This is a genomic window from Polaromonas sp. (assembly GCF_036676035.1).
In the GTDB taxonomy this organism is placed as follows: Bacteria; Pseudomonadota; Gammaproteobacteria; order Burkholderiales; family Burkholderiaceae_C; genus Polaromonas.
Genome location: NZ_JAKFDR010000016.1, coordinates 20875 through 38628, shown reverse-complemented (window position 1 = coordinate 38628; position 17754 = coordinate 20875). Strand labels below are relative to the sequence as shown.

Genomic DNA, 17754 nt, shown 5'->3' with positions numbered 1-17754 from the left:
CGAAGCCGCCACCAGTTCACCTGGCGGCGGCGTGTGTTTTTTAACGGGAATAAGTTTAATGCAATTGGGCGGCCTGCCAACCGGGTTGGCACGCCCTAGGAGCCTGTCGGGCTTGGGAAGCGTCGGCTGCAAATCGGCCGCAGCGGTCCATTTTTCACCGCCGTTTTGACCCATAGCGGGGCTATGGGCCTGCAAAGCCGGCAAAAACTGTCCTCGCTGGGGCCGATTTTCGCTTTCGACGCCCCAAGCCCGACAGGCTCCTAGCCCAGCTGGGCATGCAACTCCTGAACTGAATAAACATCCAGGCTGTCCAGATGTTTCATGCCCTCCACCGCCGCTTCGGCGCCGGCGATGGTGGTGAAGGTCGTCACGCGTGCCAGCAGGGCCGAGGTGCGAATGGCGCGCGAGTCGGCAATTGCATTGCGGCGCTCTTCCACGGTGTTGATGACCAGCGCAATCTCGTTGTTCTTGATCATGTCCACCACATGGGGGCGACCTTCCGTGACCTTGTTCACGGTGACGCAAGCGATCCCGGCTGCACTGATGGCGGCCGAAGTGCCTTTGGTCGCCACGATCTCGAAGCCCATGGCTGCGAGTTCGCGCGCCACGTCCACGGCGCGCGGCTTGTCGTTGTTCTTGACGGTCAGGAACGCCTTGCCGGAAGTGGGCAGCTTGGTGCCTGCACCCAGTTGCGACTTCACAAAAGCCTCGCCAAAGGTTTTGCCCACCCCCATCACTTCGCCGGTGGACTTCATCTCAGGGCCGAGGATGGTGTCCACACCGGGGAATTTGACGAAGGGAAACACCGCTTCTTTCACGCTGAAATAAGGCGGCGTGACTTCATCCTTGATGCCTTGCGAGGCCAGCGACTGGCCGACCATGCAGCGCGCCGCCACCTTGGCCAGCTGGATGCCCGTGGCCTTGCTGACAAAGGGCACCGTGCGCGATGCGCGCGGGTTGACTTCCAGCACGTAAATCACGTCCTTGCCGTCCACATGCTGTATGGCGAACTGCACATTCATCAGGCCGACCACGTTGAGCGCCTTGGCCATGGCGGCGGTCTGGCGTTTGATCTCCGCAATGGTTTCAGCACTCAGGCTGTAAGGCGGCAGCGAGCAGGCAGAGTCGCCACTGTGCACGCCGGCTTGCTCGATGTGCTCCATCACGCCGCCGATGAAGGTGCGGCCTTCTGAGCCCCCTTCGCCTGCATCGCGCAGGCAATCCACGTCGCATTCAATCGCATCGTTCAAAAAGCGGTCCAGCAGCACGGGCGAGTCATGGCTGACCTTGACGGCTTCGCGCATGTAGCGCTCCAGGTCGCGCTGCTCGTGCACGATTTCCATGGCGCGGCCGCCCAGCACATAGCTGGGGCGCACGACCAGCGGATAGCCCAGGGCAGCCGCTTTTTCGAGCGCTTCGGGCTCGGTGCGGGCGGTGGCATTGGGCGGCTGGCGCAGCTTGAGTTCGTGCAGCAGTTTCTGGAAGCGCTCACGGTCTTCGGCCGCGTCGATCATGTCGGGCGAGGTGCCGATGATGGGCACGCCGTTGGCTTCGAGGTCGAGCGCGAGCTTGAGCGGTGTCTGGCCGCCGTACTGCACGATCACGCCCAGCGGCTTTTCCTTGTCCACGATCTCCAGCACGTCTTCCAGCGTCAACGGCTCGAAGTACAGGCGGTCGCTGGTGTCGTAGTCGGTCGACACGGTCTCGGGGTTGCAGTTGACCATGATGGTCTCGTAGCCGTCTTCGCGCAGGGCCAGTGCGGCATGCACGCAGCAGTAGTCGAACTCGATGCCCTGGCCGATGCGGTTCGGGCCACCGCCCAGCACCATGATCTTTTTGTTGGTCGTGGGTGCGGCTTCGCATTCGCTGCCCTCGGCTTCGTAGGTCGAGTACATGTAGGCCGTGTTGGTTGAGAACTCGGCCGCGCAGGTATCGACGCGCTTGTAAACCGGGCGCACACCCAGTGCACGGCGCTTCTCGCGAATGGCGGTATCCGTCGTCTTGAGCTGGCGTGCCAGGCGGCGGTCGGAAAAGCCTTTTTGCTTGAGCTTGCGCAGCGTCGCCGCATCGATGGCGTCCAGCGATGTGGTTTCAAGCTCCAGCTCGATTTTGACGATCTGCTCGATCTGCACCAGGAACCACGGGTCGATCTTGGTCAGCGCAAATACTTCGTCGACGCTCATGCCTTGCGCAAACGCATCGCCCACGTACCAGATGCGCTCGGGGCCGGGCTCGCCCAGCTCCTTCTCGAGCACTTCACGGTCCTGGGTTTTTTCGTTCATGCCATCCACGCCGACCTCCAGGCCACGCAGGGCTTTCTGGAACGATTCCTGGAAGGTGCGGCCCATGGCCATCACTTCACCGACCGACTTCATCTGCGTAGTCAGGCGTGAATCGGCCTGCGGGAATTTCTCGAAGGCGAAACGCGGAATCTTGGTGACCACGTAATCGATGCTGGGCTCGAAGCTCGCCGGCGTGGCGCCACCGGTAATCTCGTTGCGCAGCTCGTCGAGCGTGTAGCCCACCGCCAGTTTGGCGGCAACCTTGGCGATAGGGAAACCCGTGGCCTTGGACGCCAGCGCGGATGAGCGCGACACCCGCGGGTTCATCTCGATCACCACCATGCGGCCGTCTTTCGGGTTGATCGAGAACTGGACGTTGGAGCCGCCGGTGTCCACACCGATCTCGCGCAACACGGCCAGACTGGCGTTGCGCAGGATCTGGTACTCCTTGTCGGTCAGCGTCTGGGCCGGCGCCACGGTGATGGAGTCCCCGGTGTGCACACCCATCGGGTCCAGGTTCTCGATCGAGCAGATGATGATGCAGTTGTCGGCCTTGTCGCGCACCACTTCCATCTCGTACTCTTTCCAGCCGAGCAGGGATTCTTCAATCAGCAGCTCGCTGGTCGGCGAAGCCTCGAGGCCGCGCTTGCAGATGGTTTCAAACTCTTCGGGGTTGTAGGCAATGCCGCCGCCCGTGCCGCCCAGCGTGAAGCTGGGGCGGATCACGACCGGAAAGCCCACGGTCTTTTGCACGCCCCAAGCTTCTTCCAGCGAATGGGCGATGCCCGAACGCGCCGAGCCCAGGCCGATCTTGGTCATCGCGTCCTTGAACTTGAGGCGGTCCTCGGCCTTGTCGATGGCCTCGGGCGTGGCGCCAATCAGCTCGACCTTGTACTTGTCGAGCACGCCGTGGTGCCAGAGGTCCAGCGCGCAGTTCAGCGCAGTCTGGCCGCCCATGGTGGGCAAAATCGCATCGGGCCTTTCCTTGGCGATGATCTTCTCGACCGTCTGCCAGGTGATGGGCTCGATGTAGGTCACGTCGGCCGTGGCCGGGTCGGTCATGATCGTCGCGGGGTTGCTGTTGATCAGGATGACCTTGTAGCCCTCCTCGCGCAGCGCCTTGCAGGCCTGCACGCCGGAGTAGTCGAACTCGCAGGCCTGGCCGATGATGATGGGGCCGGCGCCGATGATGAGAACGCTTTTTATATCTGTGCGCTTGGGCATTATTTTTTCCCTCCGTGCTGTTCCATGAGGGCGGTGAAACGGTCAAACAAATACGAAATGTCGTGCGGGCCCGGCGAGGCTTCCGGATGCCCCTGGAAGCAGAACGCCGGCTTGTCGGTGCGGGCCAGGCCCTGCAGCGTGCCGTCGAACAGGCTGATGTGCGTCGCGCGCAGATTGGCGGGCAGGGTCTTCTCGTCCACCGCAAAACCGTGGTTCTGGCTGGTGATGCTGACGCGGCCGTTGTCGAGGTCTTTGACCGGATGGTTGGCACCGTGGTGACCGAACTTCATCTTGAAGGTCTTGGCCCCGCTGGCCAGCGCCATGATCTGGTGGCCCAGGCAGATGCCGAACGTGGGGACGCCGGTCTCAATCAGTTCACGCGTCGCGCGAATAGCGTAATCGCAGGGCTCCGGATCGCCCGGGCCGTTGGCCAGAAAGACGCCATCCGGCTTGAGCTTGAGGACATCTGCGGCCGGTGTCTGCGCCGGCACCACTGTGATGCGGCAGCCGCGCTCGGCAATCATGCGCAGGATGTTTTTCTTGACGCCGAAGTCGTAGGCGACAACGTGAAATTTGGGGGCGCTCTGCGCGCCGTAACCGGAGCCGAGCTTCCACTCGGTCTCGCTCCACGCATACGGCGATTGGGCGCTCACCACCTTGGCCAGATCCAGACCGGTCATGCTGGGGGCGGAACGCGCGGCTGCCAGCGCCTCGTCGATCGCGGCCTGCGTCACGGCAACGCCTGCAGCCAGCGCCAGAATGCAGCCGTTTTGCGCGCCCTGGGTCCGCAGGTGACGGGTCAGCTGACGCGTGTCGATGCCGGCAATCGCGACCGTATTGGCCTTGACCAGGTAATCGGACAAGCTCACGGCTGAGCGGAAATTGGAAGCCAGCAGCGGCAGGTCCTTGATGATGAGGCCGGCGGCATGGACTTTATCGGCTTCGACGTCTTCGGCATTGACGCCGTAGTTGCCGATGTGCGGGTACGTGAGCGTCACGATCTGCTGGCAGTAGCTGGGGTCTGTCAGGATTTCCTGATAGCCGGTCATGGCGGTGTTGAACACCACCTCGCCAATCGTAGAGCCTGCGGCTCCGATCGAATCGCCAATAAAGACCGTGCCGTCTGCGAGCGCCAGGATGGCGTGAGGGGTATTTCCCTGTAGAGACAAAAGCACTGGGTTCTCCGGGTTGGTTACGGTTCGCCCAAGCGTGCACAAAAAAAGTCTTCTAAAAGACTTCGGATTGCTGCTTTTGTGAGGGTTTTGGCTTGATGTGTGCTCGGGCGAAGCTGTTTTTGAAAAGCCCTTGATTATAGCGTGCCCCCACGCTTGTCGCTTCGCGTACTGCGCTGCCCCCCGAGGGGGCTAATTTTCCTAGGGGCGGCCCGTCGGAAAATTGCTCCGCCCTTTTCGCTACTTGTGATCCGCGATGCACGACGGGTGTTTGACTCAACGTTGAGCGATTGCGCTCGCATACAGGCAAATGGCGGCAGCAGCGGCCACATTCAGCGATTCCTCGCCACCGGGCTGGTCTATGCGTACTTTCAGGCTGGCTCTGGCCATCAGGTCATCGCTCACGCCCTGCCCTTCATGCCCCATGGCCCAGGCGCTGGGCATGGGCAGTTTTTGCTGGTGCAGGAGGCTGCCGTGGTGGGAGCTGGTCACGATGATGGGCACGCTCAGCGCCGCCAGCGCATCCGGCTCAACGCCCTCCACCAGCCGCAGGGCAAAGTGGGCGCCCATGCCGGCGCGCAGCACCTTGGGCGACCAGAGCGCCGCCGTGCCCTTGAGCGCGATGATCTGGCCAAAGCCAAAGGCCGCCGCACTGCGCAGGATGGAGCCCACGTTGCCGGCATCCTGCACGCGATCCAGAATGACGGAGGCTGCGGCTGGCAGCAGGTCGCCGGCAGGCGGCAAATCGATCACAAAGCCCATGTGCGCCGGGGACTCCAATCCACTGATGTCATGCAGGAGCGCATCGGAAATCACTATGTTTTTGATAGCGGCCTGCACACAATTTACGGGGGCTTGAGGCCAAAATGACTCGGAAAATACGGCCAGAACCGGCTTCAGGCCCCGCGCCAGGGCTGCGCGGCACAAGTGATCGCCTTCCAGCCAGACCCGCTGCTGCTTGCGGTACGCCGTGTTGTCCTGCGAGAGCTTGCGCAAGTCCTTGACCAGCGCATTGTCACGCGAAGAAATGTGCGTGACCGGCACGGGAAACCCGGCACTCACCGCAACACCCCGGCCACGGGGCCAAAGCTCTTGCGATGCTGCGGGCAGGCGCCATGCGCCTGCAGGGCCGCCAGGTGGGCGGCCGTTCCATAGCCTTTGTGCCCGGCAAAACCGTATTGCGGGTATTCGAGGTGAAATTGCTCGCACCAGCGGTCGCGGTGCACCTTGGCCAGAATCGACGCGGCAGAAATCGCCGGCACCAGCGCATCGCCCTTGACAATCGCTTCGGCCAGGACGTCCAGCGCAGGAATGCGGTTGCCGTCCACCAGCACTTTGGCAGGTTTCAGGCGCAGGCCTTCAACCGCCCGTTTCATGGCCAGCATGGTGGCCTGCAGGATGTTGAGGCGGTCAATTTCTTCCACGCTGGCTTCGGCAATCGAGCAGCACAGCGCTTTGGCGCGAATTTCGTCGTAAAGCTTTTCTCGCTTGAGTGCTGTGAGCTTTTTGGAGTCCGCCAGTCCCTTGATGGGATTCAGGTCGTCCAGGATGACGGCGGCCGCAACCACCGGCCCGGCCAGCGGGCCGCGGCCGGCTTCGTCCACGCCGGCCATCAGGCCGGGCGTGTCCCATGACAGGGCGACTTGTTCAGCCCTCAAGAATTTTCTGGATCGCATCACTGGCTAATCGGGAGGTATCGCGCTGCAACTCGGCGTGCAGCGCTGTAAATCGTTGTTCAACGGCCGCTATTTTCTCAGGTGCGGACGTTTTGGCATCCAGCCATTGAAGCACGGCATCCGCCAGGGCCTTTGGCCTTGCGTCATCCTGCAGCAACTCGGGCACGACAGACCCGTTGCAAAGAATGTTGGGCAAACCCACCCAGGGCTGCAGCTTCTTGCGGCGCATGATCTGCCACGACAGCCAGTTCATGTTGTAGGCAATCACCATGGGGCGCTTGAACAGCGCCGCTTCCAGGGTGGCGGTGCCGCTGGCGATCAGCGTCGCATCACAGGCCGCCAGCACGGCATGGGACTGGCCCTCGACGATCTGCAGATCAGCCAGCACACCCGCAGCCCGGGCTGCCTGCTCAATCCGCAGCTTCAAGGCGGGCATGGCGGGCACTACAAATTTGATAGCTGGTCGCGCAAGCTTTACAAGGGCTGCGGCCTCAAAAAACCGTTGAGCCAGGTACTGGATTTCGGATGCCCGGCTGCCGGGGAGAATGGCGACCACCTCGTCCTGCTCGTGCAGGCCCAGCTGCTTTCTGGCGGCGGCCTTGTCGGGGTGCATGGGGATGACATTGGCCAGCGGATGCCCCACGTAGGTCGCGGCAATGCCGTGCTGCGCCAGCAAGGCCGGCTCAAACGGAAAAATGCACAGCACGTGGTCCACGCTGCGCCGGATTTTCTCCACCCGCTCGGCGCGCCAGGCCCAGATCGAGGGACAGACGAAGTGCACGGTCTTGATGCCCTGGGCTTTGAGGGCGGCTTCGAGGTCGAGGTTGAAATCCGGTGCATCGACGCCGATGAACACATCAGGCCGCTGCTGCAGCAACCGGGCTTTGAGCTGTTCGCGGATCGCGACGATTTCACGGTAATGGCGCAGGACTTCGACATAACCGCGCACGGCCAGCTTGTCATGCGGCCACCAGGCCTGAAAGCCGTGGCGCGCCATCTGGGGGCCGCCGATGCCGCCGGCCTGCAGCCCGGGCCAGCGCGATTTCAGCCCCTCCAGCAGCAAACCCGCCAGCAGATCGCCGGAAGCCTCGCCAGCGACCATGCTGACTCTGGTCATGGCGTCAGCGGACAATGCCGCGCTGCGGCGACACCTGCTCGAGGAAGGACAGCATCATCCGCACGTCAGGCGCAGCCTCGGGTGTCTTGTCGCCGAGGCCGGCAATGCGAGCACACGCCTGCTCCAGCGTCAGATCGTCACGGTACAGGGCCTTGTGCATGGCCTTGACGGCCGAGATGCGGTCGGCCGAAAAACCACGGCGGCGCAAGCCTTCAAAATTCATGGACCGCGCTTGCGCCGGCTGGCCCTGGCACATCACGAAGGGCGGCAGATCGGCAAACAGCAGCGAGCACATCGCTGTCATGCTGTGCGCCCCCAGCCGGACAAACTGGTGCACCACGGTAAACCCGCCCAGGATCACCCAGTCACCCACATGCACATGGCCGGCCAGCTGCGTGTTGTTGGCAAAGATCGTGTGGTTGCCCACCTGGCAGTCATGCGCCAGGTGCACATAGGCCATGATCCAGTTGTCATCGCCCACGCGCGTCACGCCGGCGTCGCCGGGCGAGCCGATGTTGAAGGTGCAGAACTCGCGAATGGTATTGCGCTCACCAATCACCAGCTCGCAGGGCTCGCCTGCATATTTCTTGTCCTGCGGAATGGCGCCCAGCGAGTTGAACTGGAAAATTCGGTTGTCGCGGCCAATTGTGGTGTGGCCTTCGATCACGCAATGCGCACCAATCGTCGTGCCCGCGCCCACCTTCACATGCGGGCCGATGACGGTGTAAGGCCCCACGCTCACCGAGCTGTCGAGCTGGGCGGCGGGATCAACAATGGCGGTGGCGTGAATGCCAGTCACGGAAGACTCTTGCGTCATGCTCAAGCGATGGTGCGCATGGTGCACATCAGCTCGGCCTCGCACGCCACGTCCGCACCTACCCGCGTCACGCCCTTGAATTTGAAAATACCGGCCTTCATCCGGTCCAGCGTCACGTCCATGATGAGCTGGTCGCCGGGCTCGACGGGTCGTTTGAAGCGCGCGCCATCAATGCCGGCGAAGTAGTAAACCGTTTTATCGTCAGGCGTCACGCCCAGCGTGTCAAAGGCCAGCAAAGCCGCCGCCTGGGCCATGGCTTCGAGCATCAGCACCCCTGGCATCACAGGACGGTGCGGGAAATGCCCGGTGAAAAACGGCTCGTTGATCGTGACGTTTTTCAGGGCCCGGATGCTTTTGCCCTTGTCAACCGCCAGCACGCGGTCTACCAGCAAAAAGGGGTAGCGGTGCGGCAACTGTTTGAGAATCTGGTGAATGTCCATCATGATTTTTCTTGAATTTTTCCGAGAATTTTTTCGGCCTGCTTGAGCCTTTCACGCAGGCCGTAAAGCTGTTTGAGCGTGGCTGCATTTTTCTCCCACGTGCCATTGTCGTCGATGGGAAACAGCCCGGTGTAATGCCCCGGCTTCCAAATCGACCTCGTCACCACCGAAGCAGCCGAAATGTGCACATGATCAGCCAGGCTCAAGTGCCCCAGAATCACCGCCCCGCCACCGACCGTGCAATGGGCGCCGATGTTGGTGCTGCCGGCTACACCAACACAACCCGCCATGGCCGTGTGCTTGCCAATGCGAACGTTATGCCCAATCTGGATCAGGTTGTCGAGCTTGACGCCATCTTCGACGACGGTGTCTTGCAGCGCCCCCCGGTCAATGCAGGTATTGGCGCCAATTTCCACGTCATTGCCAATACGAACAGCGCCCAATTGCTCAATCTTTTCCCACCGGTCTTCATGCGAAGCAAAGCCAAACCCGTCAGCACCAATCACCGCCCCTGGGTGGATGATGCAGCGCTCGCCGACGGTGCAGCCTTCCGCCACCGTCACCCGGGCTGACAGGCGGCTGTTCGCACCGACAGCCGCGTTGGGGCCAATCACACAATGCTCGGCAACCCGGGCCCCGGAACCAATGACGGCCCCGGCGCCAATGCAGGCAAATGCGGCAATGGACGCATCCTTGGCCACTTGGGCGGTCGGGTCAATCAGGGCCGCAGGATGAACCTGCGGCACGGCCACCGGGGCATGGTGCTGCTTCCAGAGCTGCGTCACGCGGGCAAAATAGTAATAGGGGTCATCCACCACGATGCAGGCGCCCCGCTTGATGGCGACCTCTTGAACAGCAGGCGCCACGATCACGCAAGCCGCAGCGGACTGTGCCAGTTTGTTCAGGTATTTGGCATGGCTCAGGAAGGCCAGGTCCTGGGGGCGTGCCGACTCGATCGGCGACAGGCGCTCAATCAGGATATCAGGGTCACCCACAAGCCGGGCCTCAAACTCGCCAGCCAGTGATTCAACGATGGCTGCGAGCCTGAGCGTCACACTGTGCCTACCCTTGGATGTGTTGTTGGTTACGTACGCCGGTTACTTGGAAGCGTTCAGCGATTTGATGACTTTGTCCGTGATGTCATGCCTGGGGTTCACATACACCGACTCTTGCAGAATCAGGTCGTATTTTTCGGATTCGGCAAGTGCCTTGACCACTTTATTGGCACGCTCAATGACCAGCTGCAATTCCTCGTTCTTGCGTGCGTTCAGGTCCTCCTGGAACTCACGGCGCTTGCGCTGAAATTCACGATCCTGATCCAGCAACTGCTTTTGGCGCGCATTGCGCTGGCCTTCAGACAAGGTAGGCGCTTCACGCTCAAACTTGTCAGACAGCGTTTTCAGCTGGTTGGCCAGATCGGTGATTTCTTTTTCGCGCTTGCTGAATTCCTGCTCCAGCTTGGTCTGGGCAGCCTTGGCGGTATTGGCCTCGCGGAAAATCCTGTCCAGATTGACGACACCCACCTTGAACTCCTGCGCGGTGGCGGCAAAACCTGCCAGGGCCACCAGGGAGCCCAATAAGAATTGACGTGAGAGTTTCTTCATTAGAAAGATGTACCGATTTGGAATTGCAGTATCTGCGTTTTATCGCCCGGGAATTTTCGCACAGGTTTTGCAAAAGCAAGCCGCAACGGACCCATCGGTGAAACCCAGCTAAAGCCCACCCCGGCCGAGGCGCGCAGGCCATCCGGGCCACTGAAGCGGTAGGGCGATTTTTCCGCAAACACATTGCCTGCATCAAAAAAGCCAAACATCCGCAGGGTCTTGTCATTGCCCACGCCTGGAAATGGGACAATGAATTCCGCATTCAAGGTCAGCTTTTTAGGCCCCCCGATGGCATCAGTGCCATCCTTGGGACCTAGCGAACCCTGCTCGAAACCGCGCACAGAGCCCAAGCCCCCTGAGTATGAGTTCTTGAACAGGGGAAACGGCCGTCCGCCCATGCCCTTGCCCCAGCCGAACTCGCCATTCAGGGCGATTGTGTATTGCTTGCTGAGTGGAATGTAATATTGGATTTGATAATTGGCACGCACGAATTTGGCATCGCCGCCGACACCCCAGTCACCGTAGACACGCTGGTAAAGCCCGGTGGTAGGCACCAGTGCGCTGTCCCGGTTATCCCGGGTCCAGCCCAACGTCAATGGCACTGACGTGCTTTTATAGCCAAACTGGTTGGCGTAGGACAGGTAGCTTGCCGGCAAGTTGGTGCCCGGCACAATCTTCAGGGACTCCACACCGGTGCCGAAGTAAACGGTATCCATCTCGGTAAATGGCACGCCAAAACGGATGCTGGCGCCTCTGGTTTTCAGGCTGTAGTCGCCGCCCTGGCCGGTCTGGGGTTTGTTGGTCCGCTCGTACACATCGATCGTGCGGGAAATACCGTCCGCCGTGAAATAAGGGTCCACCGTGCTCAAGACCACCTGGCGATTTGATTTGCTGGTATTGACGTCGACACCGAGATAATGGCCCGAGCCAAAAACGTTTTCCTGTTTGATACCGGCCATCAGGGAAAACTTGTCGCCGCTGGAAAAACCAGCGCCCAACTGCAGGTTGCCGGTGGGTTTTTCAACCACGTTGACATTCAGGTCGACCTGATCATTGGCCCCGGCGACCTCCTGGGTGTCAACATCCACCTCGGTAAAGAAGCCCAAGCGGTCTACCCGATCACGGGATAAACGGATTTTGTCTCCGTCATACCAGGAAGACTCAAACTGCCTGAACTCACGGCGAATCACCTCATCGCGCGTGCGATTGTTGCCGGCCAGGTTGATGCGCCGGACATAAGCCCGACGGGAAGGGTCCGCCTGCAGGACAAAAGCCACCCGGTTATTGACCCGGTCAATCTCCGGCCGGACATTGACCCTGGCAAAGGCGAATCCGAAAGTCCCAAAATAATCCGTAAAAGCCTTGGTGGTTTCGGCAACCTTGTCGGCGTTGTAGGCCTCTCCCGGCTTGATGGTGACGAGCGATTTGAACTCCTCTTCCCGATCAAGATAGTTGCCTTCCAGCTTGACACCGGAGACGACAAAACGCTCACCTTCCGTGACATTGATGGTGACCGTAATATCCTGCTTGTCCGGAGAAATGGCAACCTGCGTCGAATCGACCTTGAACTCCAGGTAACCGCGGGACAGATAGTACGAACGCAGGGTTTCAATATCCGCGTTCAGCTTGGCGCGCGAATAACGGTCAGACTTGGTGTACCAGCTCATCCAGCCACCGGTGTCCAGATCAAACTGGTCACGCAAGGTCGATTCGCTGAATGCCTTGTTGCCGACTACCCGTATCTCCTTGATTTTGGCGACATCGCCTTCCACCACACTGAAGGTCAGGTTCACGCGATTGCGCTCAATCGGCGTTGCCGTGGTCACGACCTCCGCGCCATAGAGGCTGCGGTTGATGTACTGGCGCTTGAGCTCCTGCTCGGCCTTGTCGGCCAGCGCCTTGTCAAACGGCCGTCCTTCCGTCAGTCCTATGTCGCGCAGCGCTTTTTTCAGCACATCCTTTTCAAACTCCTTGGTACCGACAAAATCCACGTCGGCAACCGTCGGGCGCTCTTCAACAATCACAACCAGCACATCGCCGCTGACTTCAAGGCGCACATCCTTGAACAGCCCCAAGCCAAACAATGCCCGGATGGCGCTTGAGCCCTTGTCATCGTTATAAGTTTCACCGACCCGAAAAGGCAGAGAGGCAAAAATGGTTCCGGGCTCGACGCGCTGTAAACCTTCAACCCGGATATCGCGCACCGTGAAAGGCTCCACCGCCCAGGCCGTATTGGCTATCAAAAAACTGGCAGTTATCACAGATAGGGTACGGACCTTGAATCGATTCAATTGTTTTTGCATGAAATGTAGGGGGGGGGGTAAGGTGTTAGCCCAAAAGCCGGCTGATATCGTTAAACAGGGCAATAGCCATCATGGCCAGCAAGATTGCAACACCACCGCGCTGCAGTTTGTCCATCCAGGCCTCAGACACGCTCCGGCCCGTGACTGCCTCCCAAAGATAATACATCAGGTGCCCCCCGTCCAAGACCGGCAAAGGCAGTAAATTGAGCACCCCGAGACTGACACTGATCAGGGCCAGAAACAGCAGATAGGTCGTCCAGCCCATGCTGGCTGATTTCCCCGCGTACTCTGCAATCGTCAGGGGGCCGCTGAGGTTTTTGAGCGAAGCCTGCCCCAGCGCCATTTTCCCCATCATCTTGAGCGTCAGCAGGGAAACCTCCCAGGTGCGCACCGCGCCCTGCCACAAGCCATCGAGCGGGCCGTAACGCACCGTGACGAGTTGGGGAGGCGCGCCCACATAAGCGCCTATCTTGCCCACAGACAAAGCGCCCTCCTGCCTGAGCTCTGGCGTGACCTGCAGGGTCAGGGACTGTCCGGCCCGCAGCACTTGCCAGGTCTGGGCTGTTGCTGCCAGCGAAGCACTTGACGAACCGGCAGAGCTGCGAATCACTTCACGCAACTGCTGCCCGTCCACGATATCGAGCCGGCCAACCCGTTGCACGATGTCTCCGCTGCGCAAGCCCGCTTTTTCCGCCGGGCTTCCGGCCACAATGTTGCCCATCACGGGCTGGGTCCACGGCCCGAGAATACCGACCTTGCGAAACAGCTGCGCATCGGCCTCTACAGCGTCCAGCTTGCCAAGCTCAAGCAGCACGGTTCGCGTAGCGCCATCCGTTGCACCGGTCCTGGCGTCTGCTTTACTCACCACCAGATGAAGGTCACGGCCATCCAGCGCTCCCTGGGTCAGTTTCCAGCGCAAATCTTCAAACGAGCGAACAGGCTGCAGGTCTTCGCCGTCAAAGCCAGCCTGCTGCACCAGTTCCTGCCCGCGCAGCCCGGCCTGTTCGGCCACCGAGCCTGGAACCGGGCTGGCCAAAATGGCCTTGGGCTCCTCCAAACCGCTCCAGTTGACGATCGCATACAGGACGATGGCCAGCAGCAGATTGGCCGCCGGCCCTGCCGCCACCACCGCTGCACGTGATTTCAGGGACTGGTTGTTAAACGCCAGATGACGCTCTGACGGCTCCACCGGCGCTTCCCTCTCGTCCAGCATCTTGACGTAGCCGCCCAGTGGCAGCATGCCGATGACGAATTCAGTCGGACGGTTTTTAAGCCGCCAGCTATAGACGGGTTTTCCGAATCCGATGGAAAACTTGAGCACCTTGATGCCACAGGCCACGGCCACCCGGTAGTGGCCGTATTCGTGAACGGCGATCAACAGCCCCAGGGCAACGACGAAAGCAAGCAGTGTCAACATGTCAGGCATCCAGATGTCGGGTGATTCGGCCGGCTGCATCCCTTGCCTGGGCATCCAGCGCGAGCAAATCACCAATACCACCTACTTCTGAGGCCGTAACCGTGTCCAAAGTTGCACGGTTTACATCATGAATCTGATCAAACCGTATCCGTTTTTCAAGAAAGGCCGCCACCGCCACCTCGTTGGCTGCATTGAGCACGGCAGTCGTGCCCATGGGGGCGCCCAGCACCTCCCAGGCCAGCGCCAAGCCGGGAAAGCGCTGGTAATCAGGGACTTCAAAGGTCATGGTCGCCAGCGCCCTGAAATCCAGCGCCTTGGCCCCGGAGGCGATTCGGTCAGGCCAGGCCAGACCGTAGGCAATGGGAACGCGCATGTCGGGCGTGCCCAGTTGCGCCACCACCGAGGCATCACGGTACTGCACCATGGAGTGAATGATGCTCTGGGGATGGATGACCACCTCAATCTGGCCCGGTGCCAGGCCAAACAGGTATTTCGCCTCGATGACCTCCAGCGCCTTGTTCATCATGGTGGCCGAATCGACCGAAATTTTCCGGCCCATGACCCAGTTCGGATGGGCGCAGGCTTCGTCCGGCGTGACCTGCCGCAAGCTGGCCAGGTCCCGGGTGCGAAACGGTCCGCCCGACGCTGTCAGGATGATCTTCTCGACACGTTGCGCCCACGTGGCCGGGTCTTCAGGCAAGGACTGGAAAACGGCGGAGTGCTCGCTGTCAATCGGCAGCAATTGCGCGCCGCCCTGCTGCACGGCCTGCATGAAGACATCGCCCCCGACGACCAGTGCCTCCTTGTTGGCCAGCAAAAGCCGCTTGCCCGTTCTGGCTGCAGCCATGCAGGGGGCCAGACCCGCCGCGCCCACAATGGCGGCCATCACGGTATCGACCTGCTCGTGAGACGCTATCATTTCAAGAGCATCCGGTGCCCACAGCACCTCGACGGCCAATTGATTTGCCTTGATTTTTTCCGCCAGAAGGCGGGCATGCGATTCGCTCACCATGACCGCATAACGTGGCTGGAACCTGACGCATTGCGCCAGCAGGGTATCGACCTGCGTGGCGGCGCTGAGCGCAAACACCTCGAAACGATCGGGATGGCGGGCCATCACATCCAGCGTATTGACGCCGATGGAGCCGGTTGAACCGAGGACAGTGACGCGCTGTTTCATAAAAGATAAAAACTAAACCGTTGCCAACATCAGCGCCAGCGGCAGGACAGGCAGCAAGGCATCCACGCGGTCAAGAACGCCGCCATGACCGGGCAGCAGGCCGCTTGAATCCTTCACCCCGACGCTGCGTTTGATCAGCGACTCCACCAGATCACCCACCACGCTCATCGCCGCCAGAAAGAGCACCGCAATCAGCATCACCAGCATGCCATGCTGCGCCAGCAAACGGGCGTAAAGACTCTGCCCATTCAGAATGCCAGTCCCGGCGCTGACGGTACCGGCAGAAGCAGCATCCCAGGCGACCCAGCTTATCGACAGCGCCAGCACACCCACCATGCCGCCCCAGACGCCTTCCCAGCTCTTGCCGGGACTGATGGAAGGGGCCAGCTTCCCTTTGCTGAAACGCCCACCCAAAGCCTTGCCCGCAAAGTAGGCAAAAATATCGGCCACCCAGACGAGCAGCAGCACCGACAACAGGAAGTTGATGCCCATCACCCGGGCCTGGGCAACGGCCAGCCAGGCCAGCCAGAGCGCCAGCACGCCACCTGTCAGGCGAACCGCTTTGGGAATGCCGGGCCAGCCCTTCACGCCTGCGCGCAACAGCCAGGCGCCCGCCAGAACCCAGGCCGCCCCGGCGACCGCCCACAGCATGGGCAGCGGCTTTTCAAGCAGTCCGCCATACCAGGACAGTGCACACAGGGCAACACAGACACCTGCGAGCAGCAGCGAGGCGGCTTGTCCATAAGCGTTCAAACGCCCCCACTCCCATGCGCCCGCCGCGATCAGGATCAGTGCGACCGCAGTAAAAGGAATCGGCGTGTTGTAAAAAAGGGCCGGCAACAAAATGGCCAGCAGCACGATGGCCGTCAAAACGCGTTGCTTGAGCATCAGGCGGCCTTCACGTTTTGAGATTTGCCGTCACCGGCAACTTGCGCAGTGGTTTGGCCAAAGCGGCGCTCACGGGTGCGATAGACGGCAATGGCCTCATCCAGCGCCGCCTCGTCAAACTCCGGCCAGAGCTTGTCGGAAAAATGAAGCTCCGAGTAAGCCGCCTGCCACAGCAAGAAGTTGCTGATGCGCAGCTCGCCACCCGTGCGGATCAGCAGATCGGGATCGGGCACATGGGCCAGCGCCATGGCCCGGTCCAGCGACAGCTCCGTGATGGGCTGCCCACTTGCCGCCAGTTTCTGTGCGGCTTGGGCAATATCCCAACGCCCCCCGTAGTTGAAACAGACGTTGAGGACCAGGCGCTGGTTGTCCGCCGTGGCCAGCTCGGCCTGCGCCAGCCCGGCCTGCACCTTCTCCGACAGCCGCTGCCGGTCGCCCACAAAATGCAGGCGCACCCCGTTGGCTTTGAGGCTGGGCACTTCCTTGGACAGGGAAAGGGCCAGCAACTCCATCAGGCCGGAGACCTCTTCGGCAGGGCGGTTCCAGTTTTCGGAGGAAAAGGCAAACACGGTCAGCACCGCAATGCCGCGCTCAAGACAGGCCTTGACGCAGCGACTCAGGGACGCAACGCCTTGCTTGTGACCGGCCACACGCGGTAAAAACCGCTTGCTCGCCCAGCGGCCATTGCCGTCCATCACGATGGCGATATGGTGAGGGGCCTGGCTCATGGTGTAGGTCAAAGATGTTTTGAGCGCCGCCGGGCCGCCCCAAGGAAAATTAGCCCCCGAGGGGCTGACGTCCGCAGCCCAGTACGCGAAGCGGCAAGCGGAGAGGCCCGTGCGCAGCGCAGAGCCGCCCCAAGCAAGCACAGCCCCTCTTCGTGGTGAAAGGGGCAGCGCATCGCCGAAGGCACACGAAGTGGCAAACGTGAGGGCCGCAGTGCGCCGCGCCGGGCCGCCCCAAGCAAGCACAGCCCCTCTTCGTGGTGAAAGGGGCAGCGCAACGCCGAAGGCTCACGAAGTGGCAAGCGTGGGGGCACTTCTTACACCGCCATGATGTCCTGTTCCTTGCCAGCGACCAGCTTGTCAACTTCAGCAATGAACCGGTCGGTGAATTTCTGGATGTCGTCCTGCGAGCGACGCTCGTCATCTTCAGAAGCCAGCTTCTCCTTGACCAGCTTCTTGACGCCGTCATTGGCGTCCCGGCGCAGGTTGCGAATGGCCACCTTGGCGTGCTCGCCTTCGGCCCGGACCACCTTGGTGAGTTCCTTGCGGCGCTCTTCGGTCATCGCCGGCATGGGGACGCGGATCAGATCACCCTGCGCCGCGGGGTTGAGCCCGAGGTCGGAATCGCGAATGGCTTTTTCGATTTTGGCGCCCATGCCCTTCTCCCAGGGCGAGACGCTGATGGTGCGCGCATCCAGCAGGGACACATTGGCCACCTGGCTGATGGGCACCATGGAGCCATAGTAGTCAACCTGCACGGTGTCGAGCAACCCGGGATTGGCGCGGCCGGTGCGGATTTTCGTCAGGCTGTTTTTGAACGAATCCACGGACTGCTGCATTTTTTGTTCTGCAAGCTGCTTGATCTCAACAATGCTCATGGTCGAATCTCCGGGTTTTTATGTGCAAAAA

At 61.0% G+C, this 17754-nt stretch carries 15 protein-coding genes; all 15 read right to left on the bottom strand.

The features are described 5' to 3' along the window. Positions 1 to 260: 260 nt before the first annotated feature. Entirely contained in the window at positions 261 to 3506 is a 3246-nt protein-coding gene (carB, locus tag V6M61_RS04135; protein ID WP_332775294.1) for a carbamoyl-phosphate synthase large subunit, read from the bottom strand. Then, the gene (gene carA, locus V6M61_RS04130) at positions 3506 to 4681 is read right to left on the bottom strand and encodes a glutamine-hydrolyzing carbamoyl-phosphate synthase small subunit (protein ID WP_332775293.1); all 1176 of its coding nucleotides are present in this window, start codon (positions 4679 to 4681) and stop codon (positions 3506 to 3508) included. Before carA ends, carB begins: the two co-directional genes overlap by 1 nt. A 273-nt stretch (positions 4682 to 4954) precedes the next feature. After that, positions 4955 to 5740: a TrmH family RNA methyltransferase gene (locus tag V6M61_RS04125; RefSeq protein ID WP_332775292.1), complete on the bottom strand. Its 786-nt coding sequence runs from the start codon at positions 5738 to 5740 to the stop codon at positions 4955 to 4957. Beyond that, positions 5737 to 6354, bottom strand: a complete 618-nt coding sequence (rnhB, locus tag V6M61_RS04120; RefSeq protein WP_332775291.1) for a ribonuclease HII — start codon at positions 6352 to 6354, stop codon at positions 5737 to 5739. The genes V6M61_RS04125 and rnhB overlap by 4 nt, the downstream gene beginning before the upstream one ends. Continuing rightward, the gene (gene lpxB, locus V6M61_RS04115) at positions 6326 to 7456 is read right to left on the bottom strand and encodes a lipid-A-disaccharide synthase (protein WP_332775309.1); all 1131 of its coding nucleotides are present in this window, start codon (positions 7454 to 7456) and stop codon (positions 6326 to 6328) included. The genes rnhB and lpxB overlap by 29 nt, the downstream gene beginning before the upstream one ends. Before the next feature lie 19 nt (positions 7457 to 7475). Next, positions 7476 to 8270, bottom strand: a complete 795-nt coding sequence (gene lpxA / locus V6M61_RS04110; protein ID WP_442957726.1) for an acyl-ACP--UDP-N-acetylglucosamine O-acyltransferase — start codon at positions 8268 to 8270, stop codon at positions 7476 to 7478. Between the two features lie 20 nt (positions 8271 to 8290). Then, on the bottom strand, positions 8291 to 8731 hold the full coding sequence (gene fabZ / locus V6M61_RS04105; RefSeq protein ID WP_332775290.1) for a 3-hydroxyacyl-ACP dehydratase FabZ: 441 nt from the start codon (positions 8729 to 8731) through the stop codon (positions 8291 to 8293). Further along, positions 8728 to 9783, bottom strand: a complete 1056-nt coding sequence (gene lpxD / locus V6M61_RS04100; RefSeq protein WP_332775289.1) for a UDP-3-O-(3-hydroxymyristoyl)glucosamine N-acyltransferase — start codon at positions 9781 to 9783, stop codon at positions 8728 to 8730. The genes fabZ and lpxD overlap by 4 nt, the downstream gene beginning before the upstream one ends. 42 nt (positions 9784 to 9825) lie before the next feature. Further along, a complete protein-coding gene (locus V6M61_RS04095) occupies positions 9826 to 10332 on the bottom strand; it encodes an OmpH family outer membrane protein (protein WP_332775288.1) in 507 nt (168 codons plus the stop codon). Next, on the bottom strand, positions 10332 to 12635 hold the full coding sequence (bamA, locus tag V6M61_RS04090) for an outer membrane protein assembly factor BamA (protein WP_332775287.1): 2304 nt from the start codon (positions 12633 to 12635) through the stop codon (positions 10332 to 10334). Before bamA ends, V6M61_RS04095 begins: the two co-directional genes overlap by 1 nt. A gap of 25 nt (positions 12636 to 12660) precedes the next feature. Next, positions 12661 to 14052 carry an RIP metalloprotease RseP gene (gene rseP / locus V6M61_RS04085; RefSeq protein WP_332775286.1) on the bottom strand — a complete coding sequence of 464 codons (1392 nt, stop codon included), beginning with the start codon at positions 14050 to 14052 and terminating at the stop codon, positions 12661 to 12663. 1 nt (position 14053) lies between these two features. After that, entirely contained in the window at positions 14054 to 15232 is a 1179-nt protein-coding gene (ispC, locus tag V6M61_RS04080; RefSeq protein ID WP_332775285.1) for a 1-deoxy-D-xylulose-5-phosphate reductoisomerase, read from the bottom strand. A 12-nt stretch (positions 15233 to 15244) separates the two neighbouring features. Further along, a complete protein-coding gene (locus V6M61_RS04075; RefSeq protein ID WP_332775284.1) occupies positions 15245 to 16120 on the bottom strand; it encodes a phosphatidate cytidylyltransferase in 876 nt (291 codons plus the stop codon). After that, entirely contained in the window at positions 16120 to 16848 is a 729-nt protein-coding gene (gene uppS / locus V6M61_RS04070) for a polyprenyl diphosphate synthase (RefSeq protein ID WP_332775283.1), read from the bottom strand. Before uppS ends, V6M61_RS04075 begins: the two co-directional genes overlap by 1 nt. Before the next feature lie 314 nt (positions 16849 to 17162). After that, positions 17163 to 17723 (bottom strand): ribosome recycling factor, encoded by a 561-nt coding sequence (gene frr, locus V6M61_RS04065; RefSeq protein WP_332775282.1) that lies wholly within the window; start codon positions 17721 to 17723, stop codon positions 17163 to 17165. Between the last annotated feature and the right edge of the window lie 31 nt (positions 17724 to 17754).

Bases quoted from the DNA above. Each gene is read 5' to 3' on its own strand.
- carB (WP_332775294.1), bottom strand. From the start codon at position 3,506: ATGCCCAAGCGCACAGATATAAAAAGCGTTCTCATCATCGGCGCCGGC.
- rnhB (WP_332775291.1), bottom strand. From the start codon at position 6,354: ATGCGATCCAGAAAATTCTTGAGGGCTGAACAAGTCGCCCTGTCATGG.
- lpxB (WP_332775309.1), bottom strand. From the start codon at position 7,456: ATGGTCGCTGGCGAGGCTTCCGGCGATCTGCTGGCGGGTTTGCTGCTG.
- fabZ (WP_332775290.1), bottom strand. From the start codon at position 8,731: ATGATGGACATTCACCAGATTCTCAAACAGTTGCCGCACCGCTACCCC.
- V6M61_RS04095 (WP_332775288.1), bottom strand. From the start codon at position 10,332: ATGAAGAAACTCTCACGTCAATTCTTATTGGGCTCCCTGGTGGCCCTG.
- bamA (WP_332775287.1), bottom strand. From the start codon at position 12,635: ATGCAAAAACAATTGAATCGATTCAAGGTCCGTACCCTATCTGTGATA.
- rseP (WP_332775286.1), bottom strand. From the start codon at position 14,052: ATGTTGACACTGCTTGCTTTCGTCGTTGCCCTGGGGCTGTTGATCGCC.
- ispC (WP_332775285.1), bottom strand. From the start codon at position 15,232: ATGAAACAGCGCGTCACTGTCCTCGGTTCAACCGGCTCCATCGGCGTC.
- V6M61_RS04075 (WP_332775284.1), bottom strand. From the start codon at position 16,120: ATGCTCAAGCAACGCGTTTTGACGGCCATCGTGCTGCTGGCCATTTTG.
- uppS (WP_332775283.1), bottom strand. From the start codon at position 16,848: ATGAGCCAGGCCCCTCACCATATCGCCATCGTGATGGACGGCAATGGC.
- frr (WP_332775282.1), bottom strand. From the start codon at position 17,723: ATGAGCATTGTTGAGATCAAGCAGCTTGCAGAACAAAAAATGCAGCAG.